Source organism: Streptomyces sp. CY-1, assembly GCF_047218265.1.
In the GTDB taxonomy this organism is placed as follows: domain Bacteria; phylum Actinomycetota; class Actinomycetes; order Streptomycetales; family Streptomycetaceae; genus Streptomyces; species Streptomyces niphimycinicus.
Genome location: NZ_CP178393.1, coordinates 6,492,671 through 6,510,988, shown reverse-complemented (window position 1 = coordinate 6,510,988; position 18,318 = coordinate 6,492,671). Strand labels below are relative to the sequence as shown.

At 70.5% G+C, this 18,318-nt stretch carries 18 protein-coding genes; 8 read left to right on the top strand and 10 right to left on the bottom strand.

The window, feature by feature from the left end:
• Nucleotides 1-107: 107 nt before the first annotated feature.
• From ispF to ACK1X7_RS28150, 3 genes are all read right to left on the bottom strand, one after another.
• Complete coding sequence (gene ispF / locus ACK1X7_RS28160; RefSeq protein WP_385154207.1) at nucleotides 108-599, bottom strand: 2-C-methyl-D-erythritol 2,4-cyclodiphosphate synthase; 492 nt, start codon at nucleotides 597-599, stop codon at nucleotides 108-110.
• Entirely contained in the window at nucleotides 589-1,383 is a 795-nt protein-coding gene (gene ispD, locus ACK1X7_RS28155; protein WP_385154209.1) for a 2-C-methyl-D-erythritol 4-phosphate cytidylyltransferase, read from the bottom strand. Before ispD ends, ispF begins: the two co-directional genes overlap by 11 nt.
• 336 nt (nucleotides 1,384-1,719) lie before the next feature.
• Complete coding sequence (locus ACK1X7_RS28150; RefSeq protein WP_009716930.1) at nucleotides 1,720-2,202, bottom strand: CarD family transcriptional regulator; 483 nt, start codon at nucleotides 2,200-2,202, stop codon at nucleotides 1,720-1,722.
• Nucleotides 2,203-2,810: 608 nt separating this feature from the next.
• On the opposite strand from ACK1X7_RS28150, the gene ACK1X7_RS28145 reads away from it, so the two are divergent.
• Nucleotides 2,811-3,521 carry a DUF461 domain-containing protein gene (locus tag ACK1X7_RS28145; RefSeq protein ID WP_385154212.1) on the top strand — a complete coding sequence of 237 codons (711 nt, stop codon included), beginning with the start codon at nucleotides 2,811-2,813 and terminating at the stop codon, nucleotides 3,519-3,521.
• 116 nt (nucleotides 3,522-3,637) lie between these two features.
• Here the strand turns inward: ACK1X7_RS28145 and ACK1X7_RS28140 are convergent, their stop codons facing one another.
• The gene (locus tag ACK1X7_RS28140) at nucleotides 3,638-4,318 is read right to left on the bottom strand and encodes a response regulator transcription factor (protein ID WP_014061580.1); all 681 of its coding nucleotides are present in this window, start codon (nucleotides 4,316-4,318) and stop codon (nucleotides 3,638-3,640) included.
• Nucleotides 4,315-5,613: a sensor histidine kinase gene (locus ACK1X7_RS28135; protein ID WP_216344409.1), complete on the bottom strand. Its 1,299-nt coding sequence runs from the start codon at nucleotides 5,611-5,613 to the stop codon at nucleotides 4,315-4,317. The genes ACK1X7_RS28140 and ACK1X7_RS28135 overlap by 4 nt, the downstream gene beginning before the upstream one ends.
• A 315-nt stretch (nucleotides 5,614-5,928) precedes the next feature.
• Between ACK1X7_RS28135 and phoU the strand changes: the two genes are divergently transcribed.
• The 4 genes from phoU (at nucleotide 5,929) to ACK1X7_RS28115 (ending at nucleotide 12,910) form a co-directional block, all read left to right on the top strand.
• Nucleotides 5,929-6,606: a phosphate signaling complex protein PhoU gene (gene phoU, locus ACK1X7_RS28130; RefSeq protein ID WP_398159483.1), complete on the top strand. Its 678-nt coding sequence runs from the start codon at nucleotides 5,929-5,931 to the stop codon at nucleotides 6,604-6,606.
• Between the two features lie 461 nt (nucleotides 6,607-7,067).
• Nucleotides 7,068-7,298, top strand: coding sequence for a hypothetical protein (locus ACK1X7_RS28125; protein WP_385152878.1), 231 nt, complete (start codon nucleotides 7,068-7,070; stop codon nucleotides 7,296-7,298).
• A 451-nt stretch (nucleotides 7,299-7,749) separates the two neighbouring features.
• Nucleotides 7,750-11,751, top strand: coding sequence for an AAA family ATPase (locus ACK1X7_RS28120; RefSeq protein ID WP_413115798.1), 4,002 nt, complete (start codon nucleotides 7,750-7,752; stop codon nucleotides 11,749-11,751).
• Nucleotides 11,752-11,977: 226 nt separating this feature from the next.
• Complete coding sequence (locus ACK1X7_RS28115) at nucleotides 11,978-12,910, top strand: FkbM family methyltransferase (RefSeq protein WP_390793123.1); 933 nt, start codon at nucleotides 11,978-11,980, stop codon at nucleotides 12,908-12,910.
• 43 nt (nucleotides 12,911-12,953) lie between these two features.
• Here the strand turns inward: ACK1X7_RS28115 and ACK1X7_RS28110 are convergent, their stop codons facing one another.
• The 3 genes from ACK1X7_RS28110 to ACK1X7_RS28100 form a co-directional block, all read right to left on the bottom strand.
• Nucleotides 12,954-13,568 (bottom strand): dihydrofolate reductase family protein, encoded by a 615-nt coding sequence (locus ACK1X7_RS28110; RefSeq protein ID WP_385152887.1) that lies wholly within the window; start codon nucleotides 13,566-13,568, stop codon nucleotides 12,954-12,956.
• A gap of 137 nt (nucleotides 13,569-13,705) precedes the next feature.
• Nucleotides 13,706-14,467, bottom strand: a complete 762-nt coding sequence (locus ACK1X7_RS28105; RefSeq protein WP_385152890.1) for a glycosyltransferase family 2 protein — start codon at nucleotides 14,465-14,467, stop codon at nucleotides 13,706-13,708.
• Nucleotides 14,468-14,469: 2 nt separating this feature from the next.
• Nucleotides 14,470-15,273 (bottom strand): GntR family transcriptional regulator, encoded by an 804-nt coding sequence (locus ACK1X7_RS28100; protein WP_413115797.1) that lies wholly within the window; start codon nucleotides 15,271-15,273, stop codon nucleotides 14,470-14,472.
• 180 nt (nucleotides 15,274-15,453) lie between these two features.
• On the opposite strand from ACK1X7_RS28100, the gene ACK1X7_RS28095 reads away from it, so the two are divergent.
• Nucleotides 15,454-16,065: a DJ-1/PfpI family protein gene (locus ACK1X7_RS28095; protein ID WP_385152896.1), complete on the top strand. Its 612-nt coding sequence runs from the start codon at nucleotides 15,454-15,456 to the stop codon at nucleotides 16,063-16,065.
• Between the two features lie 46 nt (nucleotides 16,066-16,111).
• Here ACK1X7_RS28095 and ACK1X7_RS28090 read toward each other — a convergent pair whose 3' ends face one another.
• Together ACK1X7_RS28090 and ACK1X7_RS28085 are read right to left on the bottom strand one after the other, a co-directional pair.
• Nucleotides 16,112-16,402 carry a hypothetical protein gene (locus tag ACK1X7_RS28090; protein WP_413115796.1) on the bottom strand — a complete coding sequence of 97 codons (291 nt, stop codon included), beginning with the start codon at nucleotides 16,400-16,402 and terminating at the stop codon, nucleotides 16,112-16,114.
• On the bottom strand, nucleotides 16,399-16,803 hold the full coding sequence (locus ACK1X7_RS28085) for an ATP-binding protein (RefSeq protein ID WP_413115795.1): 405 nt from the start codon (nucleotides 16,801-16,803) through the stop codon (nucleotides 16,399-16,401). Before ACK1X7_RS28085 ends, ACK1X7_RS28090 begins: the two co-directional genes overlap by 4 nt.
• Before the next feature lie 158 nt (nucleotides 16,804-16,961).
• Between ACK1X7_RS28085 and ACK1X7_RS28080 the strand changes: the two genes are divergently transcribed.
• Together ACK1X7_RS28080 and ACK1X7_RS28075 are read left to right on the top strand one after the other, a co-directional pair.
• Complete coding sequence (locus ACK1X7_RS28080) at nucleotides 16,962-17,504, top strand: GntR family transcriptional regulator (RefSeq protein ID WP_385152899.1); 543 nt, start codon at nucleotides 16,962-16,964, stop codon at nucleotides 17,502-17,504.
• On the top strand, nucleotides 17,501-18,280 hold the full coding sequence (locus ACK1X7_RS28075) for a GntR family transcriptional regulator (RefSeq protein ID WP_413115794.1): 780 nt from the start codon (nucleotides 17,501-17,503) through the stop codon (nucleotides 18,278-18,280). The genes ACK1X7_RS28080 and ACK1X7_RS28075 overlap by 4 nt, the downstream gene beginning before the upstream one ends.
• Nucleotides 18,281-18,318 lie beyond the last annotated feature (38 nt).

The window sequence follows — 18,318 nt, the reverse complement described above, 5'->3', positions numbered from 1 at the left end:
GAACCGTGCCCTGTGCGCCTTCCCCGGCGGGGACACAGAAGCGTGACACTCGGGACGAATCCGGGGCGTGGGACGCGCGGGCGGCGGCCGACGGCGTCCCCGCCCTCCTACCGCCGGAACACCAGTGCCGTGGCGATCGCCGCCAGGCCCTCGGCGCGGCCGGTCAGGCCCAGGCCGTCCGTGGTCGTACCGGACACCGAGACGGGGGCGCCCACCGCCGCCGTCAGCGCCTTCGTCGCCTCTTCGCGCCGCTTGCCGATCTTGGGGCGCACGCCGATCACCTGGATCGCCACATTGCCGATCCCGAAGCCCGCGTCCCGTACGATCCGGGCCGCCTCGGCGAGCAGCGTGGTCCCGGCGGCTCCGGACCACTCGGGGCGGTCGGTGCCGAAGTGGGCGCCGAGGTCGCCGAGCCCGGCGGCGGAGAACAGCGCGTCACAGGCGGCGTGCGCGGCCACATCGCCGTCGGAGTGCCCGGCCAGGCCGTACTGCTCGCCCTCCCACAGCAGCCCCGCGCACCACAGCTCACGGCCCTTCTCGAAGGCGTGCACATCCGTACCGATGCCCACCAGGGGGAGCGCCATCGCGTCAGAAGCCATCGTTCGCCCTCCTGCGGGCCAGAACCGCCTCGGCCAGCACCAGATCCAGCGGCCGGGTCACCTTGAACGCCTCCTCATGGCCGGGGACGACCACGACCTCGACGCCGAGCCGCTCCACCATGCCCGCGTCGTCCGTCGCGCCCTCGCCCTCCAGGGCGATCTTCTCGTGGGCGGCCACGAGCGTGGCGCGGTCGAAGCCCTGCGGGGTCTGGACGGCTCGCAGCAGGGCGCGCTCGGGGGTGCCGACGACCGGCTCGGGCTCACCGGCCCGCTCCCCGGTGCGCGGCTCGACCTGCTTGACGGTGTCGGCCAGCGGCAGCGCCGGGACGACGGCGGGCGATCCGTCCCGTACGGCGGCGGCGACCGCGTCCACCGTGTCCACGGGCACCAGCGGCCGCGCCGCGTCGTGCACCAGCACGGTGGTGACGGTCTCGGGGACGGCGGCCAGCCCCTTGCGCACCGACTCCTGGCGGGTCTCGCCGCCGGGCACCACCACCACCTCGGTGGTGTCGGTGAGGCTGCCGCTCAGCGGATGCGCGTCCAGCAGCCGCCGTACCTCGTCGGCGCCGTCCGGCGGGGCGACCACGACGACGAGGGAGACGGAGCGGGATCCGGCCATCGCCCGTACGGCGTGGACGAGCATGGGTGTGCCGCTCAGCGGGCGCAGCGCCTTGGGGGCGCCCGGGCCCAGCCGCACTCCGCGGCCCGCGGCGGGGATCACGGCGGCGGTGCGGGCGGGTCGGCCGGACGCGCCGGAGCCGCCGTGATCCGGGGTTGCGGACATTGAGTTGGCGTTCAGGTTTGCTTCCTCAGCCGAAATGGGTATGGCCACAGCGTGCCGGGCGCGATGGCCCGACCGGCCCCTTCCGTGACGACCGGTCGAGTTAGCTGCCCGGGCCCGGCACACCTTCCGCCGCGCACCGTGGCGCGGCTGAGCGCACCGGCACAGAGGTGCGACGACCGGGGGCTCGCAAGAGATCACCGCGTGGAGATCACCTCGCAAGAGATGAAACGCGCGGAGATCACAGCGTCCGGTGCGTACGCATGCCGCAGCGCCCGGCGACAGACGACTTAGCGGGAATCAGAGGTCTGAGTCACTCGGGCACCACGGCATTGATATTCAGGACGCGAGAACCTCATCGAGCAGAGCCTCGGCCTTGTCCTCATTGGTGCTCTCGGCGAGAGCCAGCTCGCTCACCAGGATCTGGCGGGCCTTGGCGAGCATGCGCTTCTCACCGGCGGAGAGTCCGCGCTCACGCTCTCGGCGCCACAGATCACGCACGACCTCGGCCACCTTGATCACATCGCCGGAGGCGAGCTTCTCGAGATTTGCCTTGTAACGACGGGACCAGTTCGTCGGCTCTTCCGCATACGGTGCACGCAGCACCTCGAAGACCCGATCCAGCCCGTCCTGGCCGACCACATCACGCACACCGACGAACTCCGCATTGTCCGCCGGCACACGAACCGTCAGGTCACCCTGAGCGACCTTCAGCACCAAGTAGGTCTTGTCCACGCCTTTGATCTGGCGAGTTTCGATGGCCTCGATCAGCGCGGCCCCGTGATGGGGATAGACCACGGTGTCGCCAACCTTGAACGTCATGTGACAGGTACCCCTTCCGTGGCTATCCAGGGTAACACGGGAACGCCTTCTTCTGAATGGCGTTTTCGCAGGTCAGGGCATATCTCGGGGCTTGACAAGTGCGACCGGAACGTGCTGCACGAGGCGTGCGGAACCGGGTATTCGCAGGTGGGAGCCGCTGTCCGGGTACCCGGAAACCCGCCCGTTACGCACCGGAAGAAGCCCGGACGAGTGGCCGTACGTCCCGTTTTGCCGGAGTCCACTCGATGGACTTCCGCTACTCCGTTCGGATCAGGAGCGAGCGATCCGGCCCCGATTCGCGAATTGATCACGGACTTGATCACACAGAGCGCATCAAGTCTGTGATCAATTCTCGGACATGCATGGATTCCTTACCGATAATCTCCGGCGCGAACGGCCGAGCCGATATTCGGGACTTCAGGACGGCGCCGTACGGGACCTCGTACAGACCTCGTAACGCACGCCGGAACCGGCAGCGCACGGGCACCCCGCCCGGGGCCGAGCGCCTTGGGGCGGGTCGGGTGCGGGCCGAAGAGGGCGGATCGGTAATCTAAGCGCGCTGATCCAATCTTTACCTCGTCTACCTCGTCCTAGGAGATGCCGCCGCCGTGAGCAGCAGCCTTCGACGCGGCGCCCTCGCCGCAGCCGCCATCGTGGTCTCGGTCGCCCCGCTCTCCGCCTGCGGAGCCGGGAACGACGCACAGACGCTGGAGGTCAAGCCCGACAACGCCGCGACCGCTGTCGGCGATATCAAGATCCAGAACGCCACGTTGGTGACCCAGCCGGACCGCGAGGCGAAGGGCCCGGCCGTCGTCACCGGCCGGCTCTTCAACAACGGCAAGGGGGACCAGACCGTCAAGGCCATCACCCTCCCCGGCACCAGTGCGCGGGTGAAGCTCAGCCCGGCCAAGGGCAAGAGCGGCCCGGTCGTCGTCCCGGCCGGCGGCTCGGTGGCCTTCGGCGGCGAGGGCAATGCCTCCGCCGTCATCAGCGATGGGCGCGAGGCCGCCCAGGACGGCAACGCGGAGCGGGTCGTCTTCGACCTCAGCTCGACCGGCAACATCCCGGTCACCGCGTTCGTGGTCCCGGCGACGAGCTACTTCAAGGGCTGGGGCCCGTCCGAGCTGCCGACCGCGAAGCCGTCGGGCTCCGCGACGCCCAGTGGCAAGCCGAGCGGTACGCCCAGCGGCAACCCCAGTGGCAAGCCCAGCGGCACCCCGTCCGGCACGGCGAGCGGCCAGCCCGGCTCCGACCAGAGCGGCGGCGCCCCGAACGGCATCGCGACGGGCGAGCCGACCCCGAACGGCGGCGGTCACTGAGACCGGCCACCGGGGCCGGTCGCGAAGACCGGCCCCGGGCATGCGCGAGGGCGGCCCTGGAGCTTTCCAGGGCCGCCCTCGCGCATGGGTCAGGCTCTACGGCATATGGATTTGGCTTACGGCTCGAACTTGTAGCCCAGACCCCGCACCGTGACCAGATACCGAGGCGCACCCGGGTCGGGCTCGATCTTGGCCCGGAGCCGCTTGACGTGGACGTCGAGCGTCTTGGTGTCGCCCACATAGTCCGCGCCCCAGACGCGGTCGATGAGCTGCATCCGGGTCAGCACCCGGCCCGCGTTGCGCAGCAACATCTCCAGCAGGTCGAACTCCTTCAGCGGGAGGTCCACCTTGCCGCCGCCGACCGTGACCACGTGCCGGTCCACGTCCATCCGGACCGGCCCGGCCTCCAGGGCGGCGGGGGTGATCTCCTCCGGCTCACCGCGGCGGCGCAGTACGGCTCTGATCCGGGCGACCAGCTCACGTGAGGAGAAGGGCTTGGTCACATAGTCGTCGGCGCCTATTTCCAGCCCGACGACCTTGTCGATCTCGCTGTCCTTGGCGGTCACCATGATCACCGGGACATTGGACCGGCCGCGCAACTGGCGGCAGACCTCCGTACCGGGCAGGCCCGGCAGCATCAGGTCGAGCAGCACCAGATCGGCGCCGTTGCGCTCGAACTCGTCGAGGCCCTCGGGCCCCGTCGTCGCGATCGCGACCTCGAATCCCTCCTTGCGAAGCATGTACGACAGCGCGTCGCTGAACGATTCCTCGTCCTCGACGACCAGAACTCGGGTCACGGAAGGACCTCCGGGGCAGAGAGTGGTTCATTGGTGAAGGTCTCGTACGGCCGGCCGTGGTCCTCGCCATCGAGGTCTGCTCCGGTGTCGTACGACTCGCTCGACTCGCTCGGCCGGCTCCTCGAGCGGTCCCGGTCCCGTGCCGCACCGGCTTCCGGGAGTCTCAGGGTGAAGGTGGAGCCCTGTCCTTCGGCGCTCCACACGGTGACCTCCCCGCCGTGCGAGGCGGCCACATGTTTGACGATGGCGAGACCGAGCCCGGTCCCGCCGGTCTGCCGCGAGCGGGCCGGATCGACCCGGTAGAAGCGCTCGAAGATCCGCTCGCGGTCCTTCTCGGAGATGCCTATGCCCTGGTCGGTCACGGCGACCTCGATCAGGTCCCCGCCGGTGGCGGGGATGCGGCGGGCGGCGATGCCGACGCGGGTACGGGCCGGGCTGTAGTTGACCGCGTTCTCGACGAGATTGCCGAGCGCGGCGGCAAGCTGGCCGCGGTTGCCCCATACGTGCAGGTCGGCGGTGCCGCCCGTGGCCATCGTGATCTGCTTGGTGCCCGCCTGGTGGCGGCACCGGTCGATGGCCTCGGCGACCAGCTCGTCCACCCGGACCGGCTCGGCGTCCTCCAGCGGGTCGTCGTTCTGCACCCGGGAGAGGTCGATGAGCTCCTGGACGAGGCTGGTCAGCCGGGTGGCCTCGACCTGCATCCGCCCGGCGAAGCGGTTGACCGCCTCCGGGTCGTCGGACGCGTCCATCACGGCCTCGGACAGCAGGGACAGGGCGCCGACCGGGGTCTTGAGCTCATGGCTGACGTTGGCCACGAAGTCACGTCGCACGGCCTCGATCCGGCGGGCCTCGGTGAGGTCCTCCACGAGCAGCAGGACCAGCCGGGAGCCCAGCGGGGCCACTCTGGCGGACACCGCGAGCGCGTCCCCGCCCCGGCCGGTGCCGCGGCGCGGCAGATCCAGCTCGATCTGGCGGATCTCGCCGTCCCGCCGGGTGTCGCGGGCCATCGCCAGCATCGGCTCCACGGCCAGCTTGCCGCCGCGCACCAGGCCCAGTGCGTACGCGGCCGAGCTTGCCTTGACGACGGCGTCCGCTTCGTCGAGGACGACGGCCGAGGAGCGCAGCACCGAAAGGACGGTGTCGACGCCGGGCGGCAGCACGGCGTCGGTGTGCAGTGAGGAGCGCGTAGGCTTCGCCTGTTCACGCTCGCTCCAGCGGAACGCCAGCATGGCGATGACGCCGGTGCACAACCCGGCGAGCGCCGCCACTGCGGCGATCGCCGCGTTCACGTTCATGCGTCCAGGTTATGCGGGCGGCGAGACCACTCCACAGCCCCGTGACGATCCCCTTGGTCAGACGTTGCCGAGAGTTCACCGCGGCGTCGGTATCGGTTCACTCCGGACGTTTCGCCGGGCTGGTGTCACACGGGGCGGCCGGGGCCACGTTGCCGAGAGTTCACCTGGGAGTTAGGTGTGATTAACGCCCGATGCCGGAAGCGGACGCGTTCCGGCCGGAGCGTGGAAGTGTGGGGCCCTCGAGGGCAATAGCCACGGAGATCTGCCAGAAACCTGTCAGAGATCGTCACCGAGAGTCAGTGAAAGAGGTCAGTGATGCGGGACGCGTACCACGAGGAGCTTGATTCGATCGGGGACGGCCTGGTCGACATGGCCCGGCTCGTCGGTTCGGCCATCGGCCGTGCCACCACTGCCATTCTCGACGCGGACCTCAAGCTCGCCGAGAGCGTCATCGCCGCCGATGAGAAGGTCGATGACCTTCAGCGGGACCTGGAGGGACGGGCGATAACCCTGCTGGCCCGGCAGCAGCCGGTCGCCACCGATCTGCGGATCGTGGTGACCAGCCTGCGGATGAGCGCCGATCTGGAGCGCTCCGGCGACCTCGCGCAGCATGTCGCCAAGCTGGCCCGGCTCCGCTTCCCGGGGTCGGCCGTTCCGCACGATCTGCACGCCACGATCCTGGAGATGGGCCAGCTCGCGCAGCGGCTGATGGCGAAGGCCGCCGAGGTCATCATCACCAAGGACGTCGACCTCGCGCTCCAGCTCGAGCAGGACGACGACGCGATGGACCTGCTGCACCGCACCCTCTTCCAGCACCTGATGGACGACCGCTGGAAGCACGGCATAGAGACCGCCGTGGACGTCACGCTGCTGGGCCGTTACTACGAGCGGTTCGCCGACCACGCGGTCTCCGTCGCCAAGCGCGTGGTCTACCTGGTCACCGGTGAGCACGCCGACGAGATGTCCCCGCAGGGAGACGTCGAAGGGGCGTGAGCGTCCGCGACGGCGTGCATCGAAGCGCCGTCGACGCGCCCCTGCGCGCGGCCGCCGGGTCGTCGGCACCATGAGGGGCAGGTGACGTGACCCCTCCCGAGGAGGCGACGCATGGCAGACCTCTCCAAGCCCGAAACCCCTCCGACCCAACCCGTCGGCCACCCTGTCGGCGCATGCGGCTGCGGATCGGGCTGCGGCTGCGGCTGCCAGTCCGGCGGTCCGTGCCAGTGCGGCGGCTGCTGCGGCTGACGAGCCCGACCGCGGACCACCGGCAGGATCGGCGCGACCGCAGGACCGCACGACCGGCATGACAGCGGGCCTGGGACCGGATGACCGGTCCCGGGCCCGCTGCCGTTCGGTCCCGTCGGCACGTCCCTCCGCCGTCCGGGCGCGTGCCGCCCGAGGTGCGGGCGCGTGCCGCCCGAGGTGCGGGCGGCGCCGGATGCGGCGAGCCTGGTGCTATGGAGGACAAGACCCCGGCCCCCGCTCGTGTGGTGGTGGACGAACCGCTGGACGGTCGCCGCCGTGTGCTGCTCGACGGCCAGGACGTCGGCGTGGTGGTGAGCGCGGACGAGCTCCGGCGGCTTCTGCGACGCGCGGGTGTGCTGGAAGAGAACGCGACCCTCGACAACCCCGAGCTGATCGAATGGCACGGCGGCGGCCCCGGCGACTGGCCCGCCGCGCCCAGATGACCTGACCCGCTCCCACGTCCGGCGCCGGTCCCTCCCCTCGTGGGGACCGGTGCCGAACCGTGGGGCGGTGACGATCCGCGCCGTGCCGGTGCGGATCAGGTGCGAAGGCCGGACCCGTGGTCGATGCGACAGCCGTCCGGACGGGACCGGCTCCACGGATCTCTCGAGCTCATACGACGGGCCCCGCGACCGCCGTCCCGTGACTCCGGCGCGACACCTGACTTCGCCGAAAGCTGACCGAGAACATGCGGTGTCATGGGTTGTCTCTCCGTGCGCTGAGCTGATGGCCTTGCTGGGCGGCTCATGGTGGGGTGCGCTACTGCGCCATGATCCTGCCAGTTGTGCCTCCCGCCGAGGAGGTTCCGGCATCGCGATACCGGTTTCACCGCTGGTCAGCCGTATAAAGTGAGTTTTCCGGTCCGGATGTTCAGAGCCGCGGGGGAAGTAAGGAGTGGAGACCTTGAGTTCCGACTCGGGGGCACGCACAGCCTTCGCGGAACGCCTCGCGCTGCTGTACCGGGAGGCCGGCAACCCTCCCCTGAAGAGCGTGTCCGAGGCGGTCGTCCGACTCCAGCGGGCCGATGAGCGAGGACGTCCCGTACGGGTCTCCGCCCAGCGGATCAGCGACTGGCGACGGGCCAAGAACGTACCCGCCCAGTTCATCGCCCTCGCGGCCGTCCTGCTCGTGCTGATACCCGACGCCCGCCGCGCGCGGCCCGTACCGGTGTCCAAGGGCCTGTACGACATGGCCCACTGGCAGCGGCTGTGGGAGCGGGCGGTGGCCGATCCGGTCGGCGAACGCCCCGACGCGTCCGCGGAGGAAGAGGAACGGCCCCCCGCCGAAACCCCGGCCGTCTCCGGTGGCGTATGCCCGTATCGCGGGCTGGCCTCGTACCGTCAGCAGGACGCCCGGTGGTTTTTCGGCCGCGAGCGCAGCACGGACGCCCTCGTCACCCAACTGTGCGCGGCGGAGCGGACGGGCGGCCTGGTGGTGCTGGTGGGCGCCTCGGGGGCGGGGAAGTCCTCCCTGCTCAACGCCGGTCTGGTGCCCGCGTTGCGCGAGCGGCGGGTGCTGCATCTCGTGCCGGGCGCCGATCCGCTCGCCGAGCTGGCCCGCCGGATCCCCGGACTCGCGGACGCCGTCCCCGCGTCGGCGGAACCGGAGGCGCGGGGGCCCGGCACCGAGGCCCCGGAGCCCGGCACTCCCGGGTTCGCGCGCGCGGTGCGCGAGGCCGTCATGGCGTGGGCGGAGCGCGAGACGTCCGCCGCCGCCCGTCCCGTGGTGATCGTGGATCAGTTCGAGGAAGCGTTCACCCTCGGCTCCGACGAGGCGGACCGGCGCGCGTTCATCCAGCTCCTGCACGCCATCTGCACGCCCGACGGCCCGGGCGAACCGCCCCCCGTGCTCGTCGTCCTCGGCATCCGCGCCGACTTCTACGAGCTGTGCCTGCCCTATCCCGAACTCGCCGACGCGCTCCAGCACCGGCATATGGTGCTCGGGCCGCTGACCACCGCGGAGTTGCGCGAAGCGGTCACCGGCCCGGCCAAGGCCGTGGGGCTGGAACTCGAACCGGGGCTCGCGGAGCTGATCGTGCGTGAAGTGAGCGCCGACAGCCCCCGTGGCACACATGACGCGGGCGTACTGCCGCTGCTCTCCCATGCCCTCCTCGCCACCTGGCAGCGGCGCAAGGCGGGACGGCTGACGCTGGCCGGCTACCGCGCGGCGGGCGGCATCCAGGGCGCGGTGGCGGCCACCGCCGAACGGGCCTGGTCCGACCTCGACACCGAGGCGCGCACGGCCGCGCGGCTGCTTCTGCTGCGGCTGGTCCGGCTGGGCGAGGACACCCAGGCCACCCGCAGGCGGGGGACGCGGCACCAGTTGGCGAAGGAGTCGACAGACCCGGGCAAGACGGAGGAATCGCTCGAAGCACTCGTCCGCGCCCGCCTGGTGACGCTCGACGCGGAGACCGTGGAGATCACCCACGAGGCACTGCTGCACGCCTGGCCACGGCTGCGCGACTGGATCGACGAGGACCGGAACGACCATCTGGTGCGCCAGCGGCTGGAGGAGGACGGCCGGGCCTGGGAGGGCTCGAACCGCGACGCGTCACTCCTCTACCGGGGCTCCCGCCTGGAGCAGGCCCACACCTGGGCGAAGACCGCCGGGGGCACCTATCTGACCCGCAGCGCGGTGGAGTTCCTGGCCGCGTCCGTCCGGCTGCGCAGACGCACGGTGTGGCTCAGCCGTGGTGCGGTGTCGGCTCTGGTCGTCCTGGCGGTGCTGGCCGCCGGTACGGCGGTGGTCGCCTGGCAGCAGCGGGACGACGCGGTGTTCGAGCAGGTGGTGACCGAAGCCGATCGCTTCCAGTACACGGATCCTTCGCTGTCCGCCCAACTCGCCCTGGTGGCACACCGGTTGCGGCCGGACGACGAGGCCACGAAGAACCGGCTGCTCTCGGTGGTGAACGCGCCGCTGGCCACCCCGCTCCATGGCCACACCGGCGCCGTCTACCTCACCACCTTCAGCCCGAACGGGCGCCTCCTGGCCACCGCCAGCTACGACCGGACCGTACGGCTGTGGGACGTGAGCGACCGCACCCGCCCCAAACCCCTCGGCAAACCCCTCACCGGCCATACGAGCTGGGTGAGCAGCGCGGTCTTCAGCCCGGACGGCCGCACCCTCGCCAGCGCCGGCGACGACGGCACGGTCCGGCTGTGGGACGTACGGAACCCCGGCCATCCGCGCCCGATCGGCGCGCCCCTGACCCACCACGACGGCACCATCTATCTGCTCGCCTTCAGCCCGGACGGCCGCACGCTGGCCACGGCCACCGAAGACCGCGTCGTTCGGCTGTGGGACATGAGCCGCCCGGGCCGGCCGAGGCCGCTCGGCGCGCTGACCGGCCACACCGCCGCCGTACGCTCGGTGGCGTTCAGCCCCGACGGCCGGACCCTGGCGGCCGGGGGCGACAACGGCACGATCAGGCTGTGGAACATGGCCGATCCGCACCATCCGAGGCGGATCGAGACGGTGCTGACCGGCCATAAGGACCTGGTGCACTCCGTGGCGTTCAGCCCGGACGGCCGCACTCTGGCCAGCGGCAGCGCGGACAACACCATCCGGCTGTGGAACGTCCGCGATCCGCGGCGCGCGGAGCCGCTGGGCTCGCCACTCACCGGCCACACCGGCCCCATCTGGTCCGTGTCGTTCAGCCCGGACGGCTCCATGCTCGCCGCCGCCAGCCAGGACAGCACCGCGAGCCTGTGGAACGTCAGCGATCCGGAGTACCCGTCACAGGTCGGCGAGCCGCTCGCGGGCAGCAGCGGCGAGATGTACGCCCTGGGCTTCAGCCCCGACGGCCGCACCCTCGCCACCGGGACCGGCGACAACACCGTCCGCCTGTGGTCGCTGCCGACGTCGGACATGGTCGGCCGCAGCGGAGCGTTCCGCCCGGACGGGCGGGTGCTCGCCACGGCCGGGCGCGACGAGAAGGTCCGGCTGTGGAACGTGCGGACGCCCAGCCGGCCGGTGCCACTGGGCAAGCCGTTCAGCCCCGGGGAGGGCACGGTGCGTGAGCTGACCTTCTCCCCCGACGGCCACACTCTCGCGATGATGACCGGCAACCGCGAGGTGCGGCTGTGGAACGTCGCCGACCCGGCCCACCCCGCCCCCTACAAGCCGCCCGTCCCCCTGCGGACCCGGTTCGCGGGCGCACTGGCCTTCAGCCCGGACGGGCGCGTCATGGCGACGGCGTACAACGACGACACCATCCAGTTGTGGAACGTCAGCGACCTGTCCCACGTCCGTCGGCTCGGCACGCCGCTCACCGGCCACAAGGGCTACGTCAACACCCTCGTCTTCAGCCCGAACGGCCATACGCTCGCCAGCGGCAGCGCGGACAACACCATCCGGCTGTGGAACGTGACCGACCCGCGTCACGCCGTCCAACGAGGCCCGCGCGTCACGGGACACCTCGGCCCCGTCAACGCGCTCGCCTACAGCCCGGACGGCCGCACGCTGGCCAGCGGCAGCGACGACAACACCGTCCGGCTCTGGAACGTCACCGACCCCAGCAGGGCGACCCGGCTGCGCTCCCCTCTCACCGGCCACACCGACGCGATCGTGTCGCTGTCGTTCAGCCGGGACGGCAGCACCCTGGCGAGCGGCGGCAACGACAACACGGCCCGCCTGTGGGACGTCACCGTCCCGTCCAAGGCCAAGTCCATCGGGCAGTCGCTGAGCCCCAACGCCAAGACGGGCAATTTCCTGTCGTTCAGCCGCGGGAACCGGATGCTCGGGGTCTCCAGCGGCGCCGACACGGTCCGGCTGTGGAGCCTGGACGTGGACGAGGCGGATCGTCGCATCTGCTCGATGACCCGGGGCGTGCTGACACCGGAGAAATGGCACGAGTACCTGCCGCGGCTGTCGTACGAGCCTCCCTGCGGTCAGTAACGACGTTGCGAGAACGTTGCGTGATCGCGGTCACAACTCCTCATCGGAGGGAGGAGTCGGCTCCCACACGCGAGGAGCCGCGTTACGCTTAGGTACAGCCCGACCGCTGGTGCATCCCCCGTCGCCAGCGGTCGGGCGCTTCCATGCCAGGGGGAAGCAGGTCAGGGGGAGACTCGACGGTGCCGGTGTGACGAACGAGAACGACCCTTCACCCCCTGGAGGCCCCGTGAGCAGCAGGAGCAGCAGGCTCGACCAGGCCGCTCTGGACCTCGGCCGCGAGTATGTCCGCCATGCGCCCTGGAGCGCCGGAAAGCGGGCCCTGGTCGAGAACCACCTCAACGCCGCACTGCGGGACCGCCCCCTGCACCGCCTGGCCCGGACCCGCTTCGGCGCCACGTTCGCCGTCGACACACAGGACCTCATCCAGCGCTATCTGTACCTCTTCGGCGTCTGGGAACCGCATATGACGCGGTGGCTCCAGCGCCGGCTCGAGCCCGGCGACGTCTTCGTGGACGTCGGGGCCAACATCGGCTACTACAGCGTCCTGGCCTCACGCCTCGTCGGGGCAGGCGGCAAAGTGGTGGCGATCGAAGCCTCGCCGACGTTCCACCGCATCATGCTGCGGCACGCGCGGCGCAACGCATGCGCCAACATCCGCGCGATCAACGCGGCCGTCTCCGACCGCGAGGAGCTGCTGACGTTCATCCTCGCCAGTTCCCGCAACATGGGCGCGAACAGCGTCGTCCCCTACGACGGCCCGGCCGAGTCCACCTTCGACATCGCGGCCCAGCCCCTGCCCCGCCTCCTCACCGAGGACGAGATCACCCGGGCCAGGGTGATCAAGATCGATGTGGAGGGCGCTGAAGGCGGCGTCGTCCGCGGCCTCCTCCCCCTCCTGGACAAACTGCGCCCCGACGCCGAACTGACCGTCGAGGTCACCCCGCAGCGGATGGCCGACCTCGGCGACTCCGTGGACGAGCTGCTGACAGCCCTGAAGAGCCACGGCTTCCACGTCTACCGCCTGACCAACGACTACGCGGCCGCCAGCTACCCGGACGCACTGCGGCGCGCGCCGCAGATGCCGATGCGCTGGCGGGGCCCGGTCGCCGAGGAAAGCGACCTGGTCTTTTCCCGGGTGGACGCGGAGACCTTGCCCTGACAGCAGGCGGACGGCCTGGTGTCACGGTGCCTGGCGGACGGTGCTACTGGTCGTCCCGGGGCAGGTGGACCTTGGCGTCGTCGTAGCTCACGTCGCCGGTCGGCTCGGCCAGGGCGTAGACCAGGTGCAGCACACCGGTGCTGAAGGTCGCGGAGGAGATCAGTCTCAACGGGATCGTGGTGTCGCCCTCGTCGAACAGCCGCATGCCCTTGCGGACGGCGATCGGGTGCACCAGCAGGTGCAACTCGTCCAGCAGGCCGTGCGCCAGGAGCTGCCGGACGACGGAGACCGAGCCGCTGAGGGCGATGTCCCCGCCCGGTTCGCGCTTCAGCGCGGTGACGGCGTCCGCCAGCTCGCCCTCGAGCAGCTCGGAGTTCCGCCAGGTGAACGTCAGGTCCTGGCGGGAGGCGACGATCTTGCGGGCGTCGCCGAGCTTCTTGGCGAAACCGGCGTCCTCGCCGCCCGCCGCCTCACGGTCCGGCCACGCTCCGGCGAAGCTGTCGTAGGTCTTACGGCCCAGGAGGAGGGTGTCGGCCGCTGCGAAGGACGCGTCGACGGCGACGCCCATCTCGTCGTTGAAGTAGGGGAAGTGCCACTGATCAGGTGCTTCCACGACTCCGTCGAGCGAGATGAACAGGCTGGCGGTGGTCTTCCTCATGATGCCCCTCCGTGGGAAGCGGTCGGTGAGCTCTTCCTGGGCCGGTGAACTCTTCCTGGGCCGGTGAGCCCTTCCTCCTCTCAGACCGGGGACGCCGCACAAACTCATCGGTGCCGGCCGCACCCGCACGGGCAGGCTTATCGGCGCGCGTCGTGGCGCCAGCCGTCCATGGCGGCCAGGACCCGGGCCCGCGCCTCGACCACCGCGAAGCGGGCCGCGCGCTCGGCCTCGTCGGTGTGGGCGGACTGGCTGGTGACCTGGCCGGGCCACTTGCGGTAGAGCAGGCCGGTCTCGGCGGTGAACCAGCCGCGGCTGACCGCGTTGAGGGCCATGAGGAGGCCGGTGTCCTCGGATGCGGGGAGGGCCATCCAGCCGCCGAGGGCGAGGAGCAGATCCCGGCGTACGAAGAGGGTGGCGGGGTGGACCTGGGCGCGGTGGCCGTTCGACCGCCAGAATTCGAGGACGGCGCCGCGCGCGATGGGCCCCTGCGGCGGATCGCCCTCGAAGCCGACGGTGGAGCCATCGGGCAGCAGATCCAGGGCGCGGCAGGTGGCCCAGCCGAGATCGGGGTGGTCCATGAGCGCGCGGAGGTCGCGGGCGAGGGCGCCGGGGGTGAGCATGTCGTCGGCGTCCAGCACCTTGACGTACGCGCCCTCGGCGCGGGCGAGCCCCATCGTGCGGGCCATCGCGGCCCGGCCGGCCCGGCCCTGGCCGAAGCTGACGCGGGCGTCATCGGGGACGTAGGGGCGTACGGCGTCGGTCTCGCCGTCTTCCTGGACGACCCACTGCCAGTCCCAGCCGTCCGGCAGCTCCTGCTCGCGCAACGACTTGTAGGCGTCCGGCAGATACTCGGCGCCGGGGGCGTGGACCGCGGTGATGACGGTGATGATGTTGGGCATGATCACCAACTCGTCAGGGGCGTGGTGAAGACGAGCTCCGTACGGTCTCCGCACAGCGTCACGTCGGAGACCTCCACGACCCGGTCGCCGATATCCGTACAGATCTTGCGCAGGACGATCACCGCCACACCTTTCTTCAGCCCGAGCGCCTCGGCCTCCTCCACCGTCGGCGGCCGGGCCGTGATCCGCTCCTCTACGCGGTCCAGCTCGATGCCGATCGTGTAGAGCTGATTCTGGGTGCCGCCGGGCCAGGGCTCATTGGCGGCGTGGAGCAGATCCGGATTTTCGGCCACCACGTCGTGGACCAGGTACGAGTGCACCAGGGCGAACGGCGCGTCCTCCGCGCGGCAGTTGGTGCGGTAGATCCGCTCCAGCAGCCGCGTGCCCACGGGGATGTGGAAGACGGACGCCAGATCGTCATCGGCCTTCGCCTCGCGGTACTCGGCGTGGAAGGCGAGGTCGGTCATCTCCAGCCCGGTGTCATGCTCGGTGGACCCGGTCCGCAGACGCTCCGCCGTGGACCGGCGCGCCCGGTCCTTCTCCCACTGATGCCGATCGTTGCTCCGCATGACCCGCCGCCGCGGGGTGCGTACGAAGGTCCCGACCCCGTGCCGCCTGTCGATCAGCCCCTCGGCCACCAGCTCCGACAGCGCCCGCTGAAGCGTCGGCACACTGGTCCGATACCGCGCCGCGAGCTTGTCCTCGGCCGGAAGCCGCTCCCCGGGAAGGAGCCGACCTGCGCGGATGCTCTGCCGCAGGGCATCCAGGGCATCCAGGTCATTGGCGGGCTGCTCGTACTCGGCCATGCGTAGCTCACCGTCCCGTCCCCCGGTTGTGCGACCGGTTATGCGACCGCCGCGGACGATTTCAGCGTAAGTCCTCAAGAGGTCTTATCGCCCGATGAGCCACCGCCCCCGAATTGGCCCGCGACCCGGGCACGGCGCCCGGGAGACACTGACCCGCCGTACGTCACGTGAGGAGATGCCATGCCGCAGGTAGCCGTGGTCACCTTTGACGGATTCAACGAGCTGGACAGCTTCATCGCCTCCGCACTGATCAACCGATGCCGCAAGGACGGCCTCGAGGCGTTCATCACCACACCGACGCCGGTGGTCACCTCCATGAACGGCGTCGAGGTCACCGGCCAGCGCCCGCTGGAGTTCGTGACCGAAGCCGACGTCGTCCTGATCGGCAGCGGAGTAAAGGCCCGCGAGGTCGTCGCCGACGACCACCTGATCTCCCGCCTCCCCCTCGACCCCGCGCGCCAGCTCATCGGCGCCCAGTGCTCCGGCGCCCTGGTGCTCTCCCGCCTCGGGCTGCTGGACGGAATGCCCGCCTGCACGGACATGAAGAGCCGCCCCTTCGTCGAGGCCAGCGGCGTCACCGTGCTCGACGTCCCCTTCCACGCCGAGGGAAACATCGCGACGGCGGGCGGCTGCCTGTCCTCCCAGTACCTCGCCACATGGGTCATCACCCGAACGGTCGGCGAGCCCGCGGCGCGCGGCGTCCTCGACTACGTGGCCCCGGTCGGCGAAAACGAGGAGACGGCCGAGCGCGCGCTGCGCGCGGTGCACATGGGCGAGGCGGCGTTGCGCTGACGCGCTGATGGCGCGACGCCTTGGGTGCTTGCTGGAAGGGTGCGACTCACCGCTGACCCTGGGCGCGTTCGTGCTCCGCGTTGCCGATGATGGCCTCGGCGCCGTCGATTTGGCGCCGGAGCTTGCCGAGCACGTCAGCGCGGGCCGACTCGATCAGGCCGTCCGTGGTCGGGGCTGTGCCGGACGCGGTGCCGGTGGGGACCCAGAAGGTCTTGTGGCTGTGGTCGCGGATGATGTCCTGGCAGGTGCGGATCACCCAGTTCATCGCCACGGTGATCTCGTCGCGGTGGAGCTGCTCGAGGTTGCAGCCGTACTGGTGGTCGCGTTGAGCCGTCATTGGGCGCGCCCCTGGGCTCGTGTTGCTTTGACCGTGAACCAGACCGTCTTGCCGACCGTGTGCTCGATGTCGCCCCAGGCGTCGGCGGGTTCGCCGACGAGTAGCAGGCCACGGCCGTTCTCGCTGTCCGTGTGCGGGGATTGGGCGGTCGGTCGGCCGGGGCCGGAGTCGCGTACTTCGATGCGTACCTCTTCCTCGGCCGCTTCGATGCGTACCCGGAAGAGTCGGCCCGGTGGGACGCCATGCAGGAGCGCGTTGGTGGCGATCTCCGATACGCATAACTGGATCTCCTCCAAGCGGTCGACGTAACCCCATTCGGAGAGCGTGTGGGTGACGAACTGTCGCGTTGCGCGAATGGATGGCTTGCGTCGCGTGAAGGACCGCTGCCGCGTCAGGGGCATGGCGAGTCACCGCCTCAGAGCTGGGTGCATGAGCGAGGCCACCTTATCGCTATTCACGAAAGGCGGCGAGGTGGACTTCAGGTGTGGTGGCCAAGGGGTCGCTTACTGTGTAAAGCGGCAAGGTCGGCGAGTGTCGATCACGCTTGAGGAGGGGCTCAGTGGCCAGCGATGCGTGGATCAGTTCCTCGATGCCCTATCTGCGGCCCGTTGAGGGCGGCCAGGGCGACGCATGGGGTGAGGAAGCGGCAGCGCGCGGGAGGCGTGGGACACAGCGCATCCTGCATGCCGGGGAGGCTTCCGCTCCGGCTGTCGTGGCCCGCCTTCTGGGAATCGACGACGGGGATACGGTCGTCGTACGGCGCCGGATCATGTACCTCGACGAGGAGCCGTGCGAGCTGACCGACTCCTACTACCCGGCGCCCATCGCGGCGGGCACCGGCCTCGCGGGCACCGCGAAGATCCGCGGGGGCGCGGTGGCGCTGCTCGCCGAGCTGGGGCATGTGGGTCGGCGGGTGCGTGAGGACGTGACGGCGCGGATGCCGGACGCGGACCAACGGGAGTTGCTGCGGATCGGGGCCGAGGAACCTGTGCTGTGCCTGGAGCGGGTCGTGCTCGACGGATCCGACCGGGCCATTCAGGCCGACCTGATCACCATGCCCGCCCAACGCCAGCGCCTGCGCTACGAACTCAGGATGGGATGACCGTGCCGAAGGCCGAACAGGACGCAGTCGACCAGCGTTCGCTGCATGAACGGATCGCCGCCGACCTACGCGAGGAGATCATGTCCGGCGACTTTCCTCCGGGCGCCAAGCTTCCCTCGACCGCCCAGCTCAAGGAGCGATTCACCGCCTCGAACGCGACCGTGCAGAAAGCCTTGCAACTGCTGAAGGACGAAGGGCTGGCGGTCGGCCGCGCCGGAGCGGCCGTCACCGTACGCGAACACCGGCAGCGCACCATGCGCCCCGCCACGTACATGGCCCCGGCCGCACCCGGCGAACCGTACCGATGGATCAGCGAGGCCGCGAACCACCAGGCTCGCGGAAGCAGCCGGCTCCTCGACGTCACCGAGATCCGCCCACCCGCCGACGTCGCCGAGGCCCTGCGCCTCCCGGCGGACGGCACGGCACTGCTGAGGGCGCAGGCGCTGCTCATGGACGATGAGCCGGTGGAGCTGGTGAAGTCGTACTACCCGCTGGAGCTGGCGCGCGGAACGGCGATGATGGACCGCCGCAAGATCAAGGGCGGCACCCCGGCCCTCCTCGCGGAACTGGGCTACCCGCCCCGCCTCAGCGTCGACAAGGTCTCCGCACGCGTACCGACCCAGGAGCAGTACGCGATGCTCGACCTACCGGGAAACCTTCCGGTCCTGCGGACGCTGCGCGTCGTCTACAGCGACGACCAGCGCCCCATCGAAGCCACGGTGATGGCCAAGGCCGGTCACCTCTACGAGCTCCAGTACGAGTTCACTCCCTCCTGACCGACCGCTGAGTGTCCTGAGGTGGGGCCAGGGCAGCG

Excerpts from the sequence above, each read along its gene's own strand:
- ispF (WP_385154207.1), bottom strand. The coding sequence starts at position 599 with ATGGCTTCTGACGCGATGGCGCTCCCCCTGGTGGGCATCGGTACGGAT.
- ispD (WP_385154209.1), bottom strand. The coding sequence starts at position 1,383 with ATGTCCGCAACCCCGGATCACGGCGGCTCCGGCGCGTCCGGCCGACCC.
- ACK1X7_RS28150 (WP_009716930.1), bottom strand. The coding sequence starts at position 2,202 with ATGACGTTCAAGGTTGGCGACACCGTGGTCTATCCCCATCACGGGGCC.
- ACK1X7_RS28135 (WP_216344409.1), bottom strand. The coding sequence starts at position 5,613 with ATGAACGTGAACGCGGCGATCGCCGCAGTGGCGGCGCTCGCCGGGTTG.
- phoU (WP_398159483.1), top strand. The coding sequence starts at position 5,929 with ATGCGGGACGCGTACCACGAGGAGCTTGATTCGATCGGGGACGGCCTG.
- ACK1X7_RS28125 (WP_385152878.1), top strand. The coding sequence starts at position 7,068 with ATGGAGGACAAGACCCCGGCCCCCGCTCGTGTGGTGGTGGACGAACCG.
- ACK1X7_RS28110 (WP_385152887.1), bottom strand. The coding sequence starts at position 13,568 with ATGAGGAAGACCACCGCCAGCCTGTTCATCTCGCTCGACGGAGTCGTG.
- ACK1X7_RS28105 (WP_385152890.1), bottom strand. The coding sequence starts at position 14,467 with ATGCCCAACATCATCACCGTCATCACCGCGGTCCACGCCCCCGGCGCC.
- ACK1X7_RS28100 (WP_413115797.1), bottom strand. The coding sequence starts at position 15,273 with ATGGCCGAGTACGAGCAGCCCGCCAATGACCTGGATGCCCTGGATGCC.
- ACK1X7_RS28095 (WP_385152896.1), top strand. The coding sequence starts at position 15,454 with ATGCCGCAGGTAGCCGTGGTCACCTTTGACGGATTCAACGAGCTGGAC.
- ACK1X7_RS28090 (WP_413115796.1), bottom strand. The coding sequence starts at position 16,402 with ATGACGGCTCAACGCGACCACCAGTACGGCTGCAACCTCGAGCAGCTC.
- ACK1X7_RS28085 (WP_413115795.1), bottom strand. The coding sequence starts at position 16,803 with ATGCCCCTGACGCGGCAGCGGTCCTTCACGCGACGCAAGCCATCCATT.
- ACK1X7_RS28075 (WP_413115794.1), top strand. The coding sequence starts at position 17,501 with ATGACCGTGCCGAAGGCCGAACAGGACGCAGTCGACCAGCGTTCGCTG.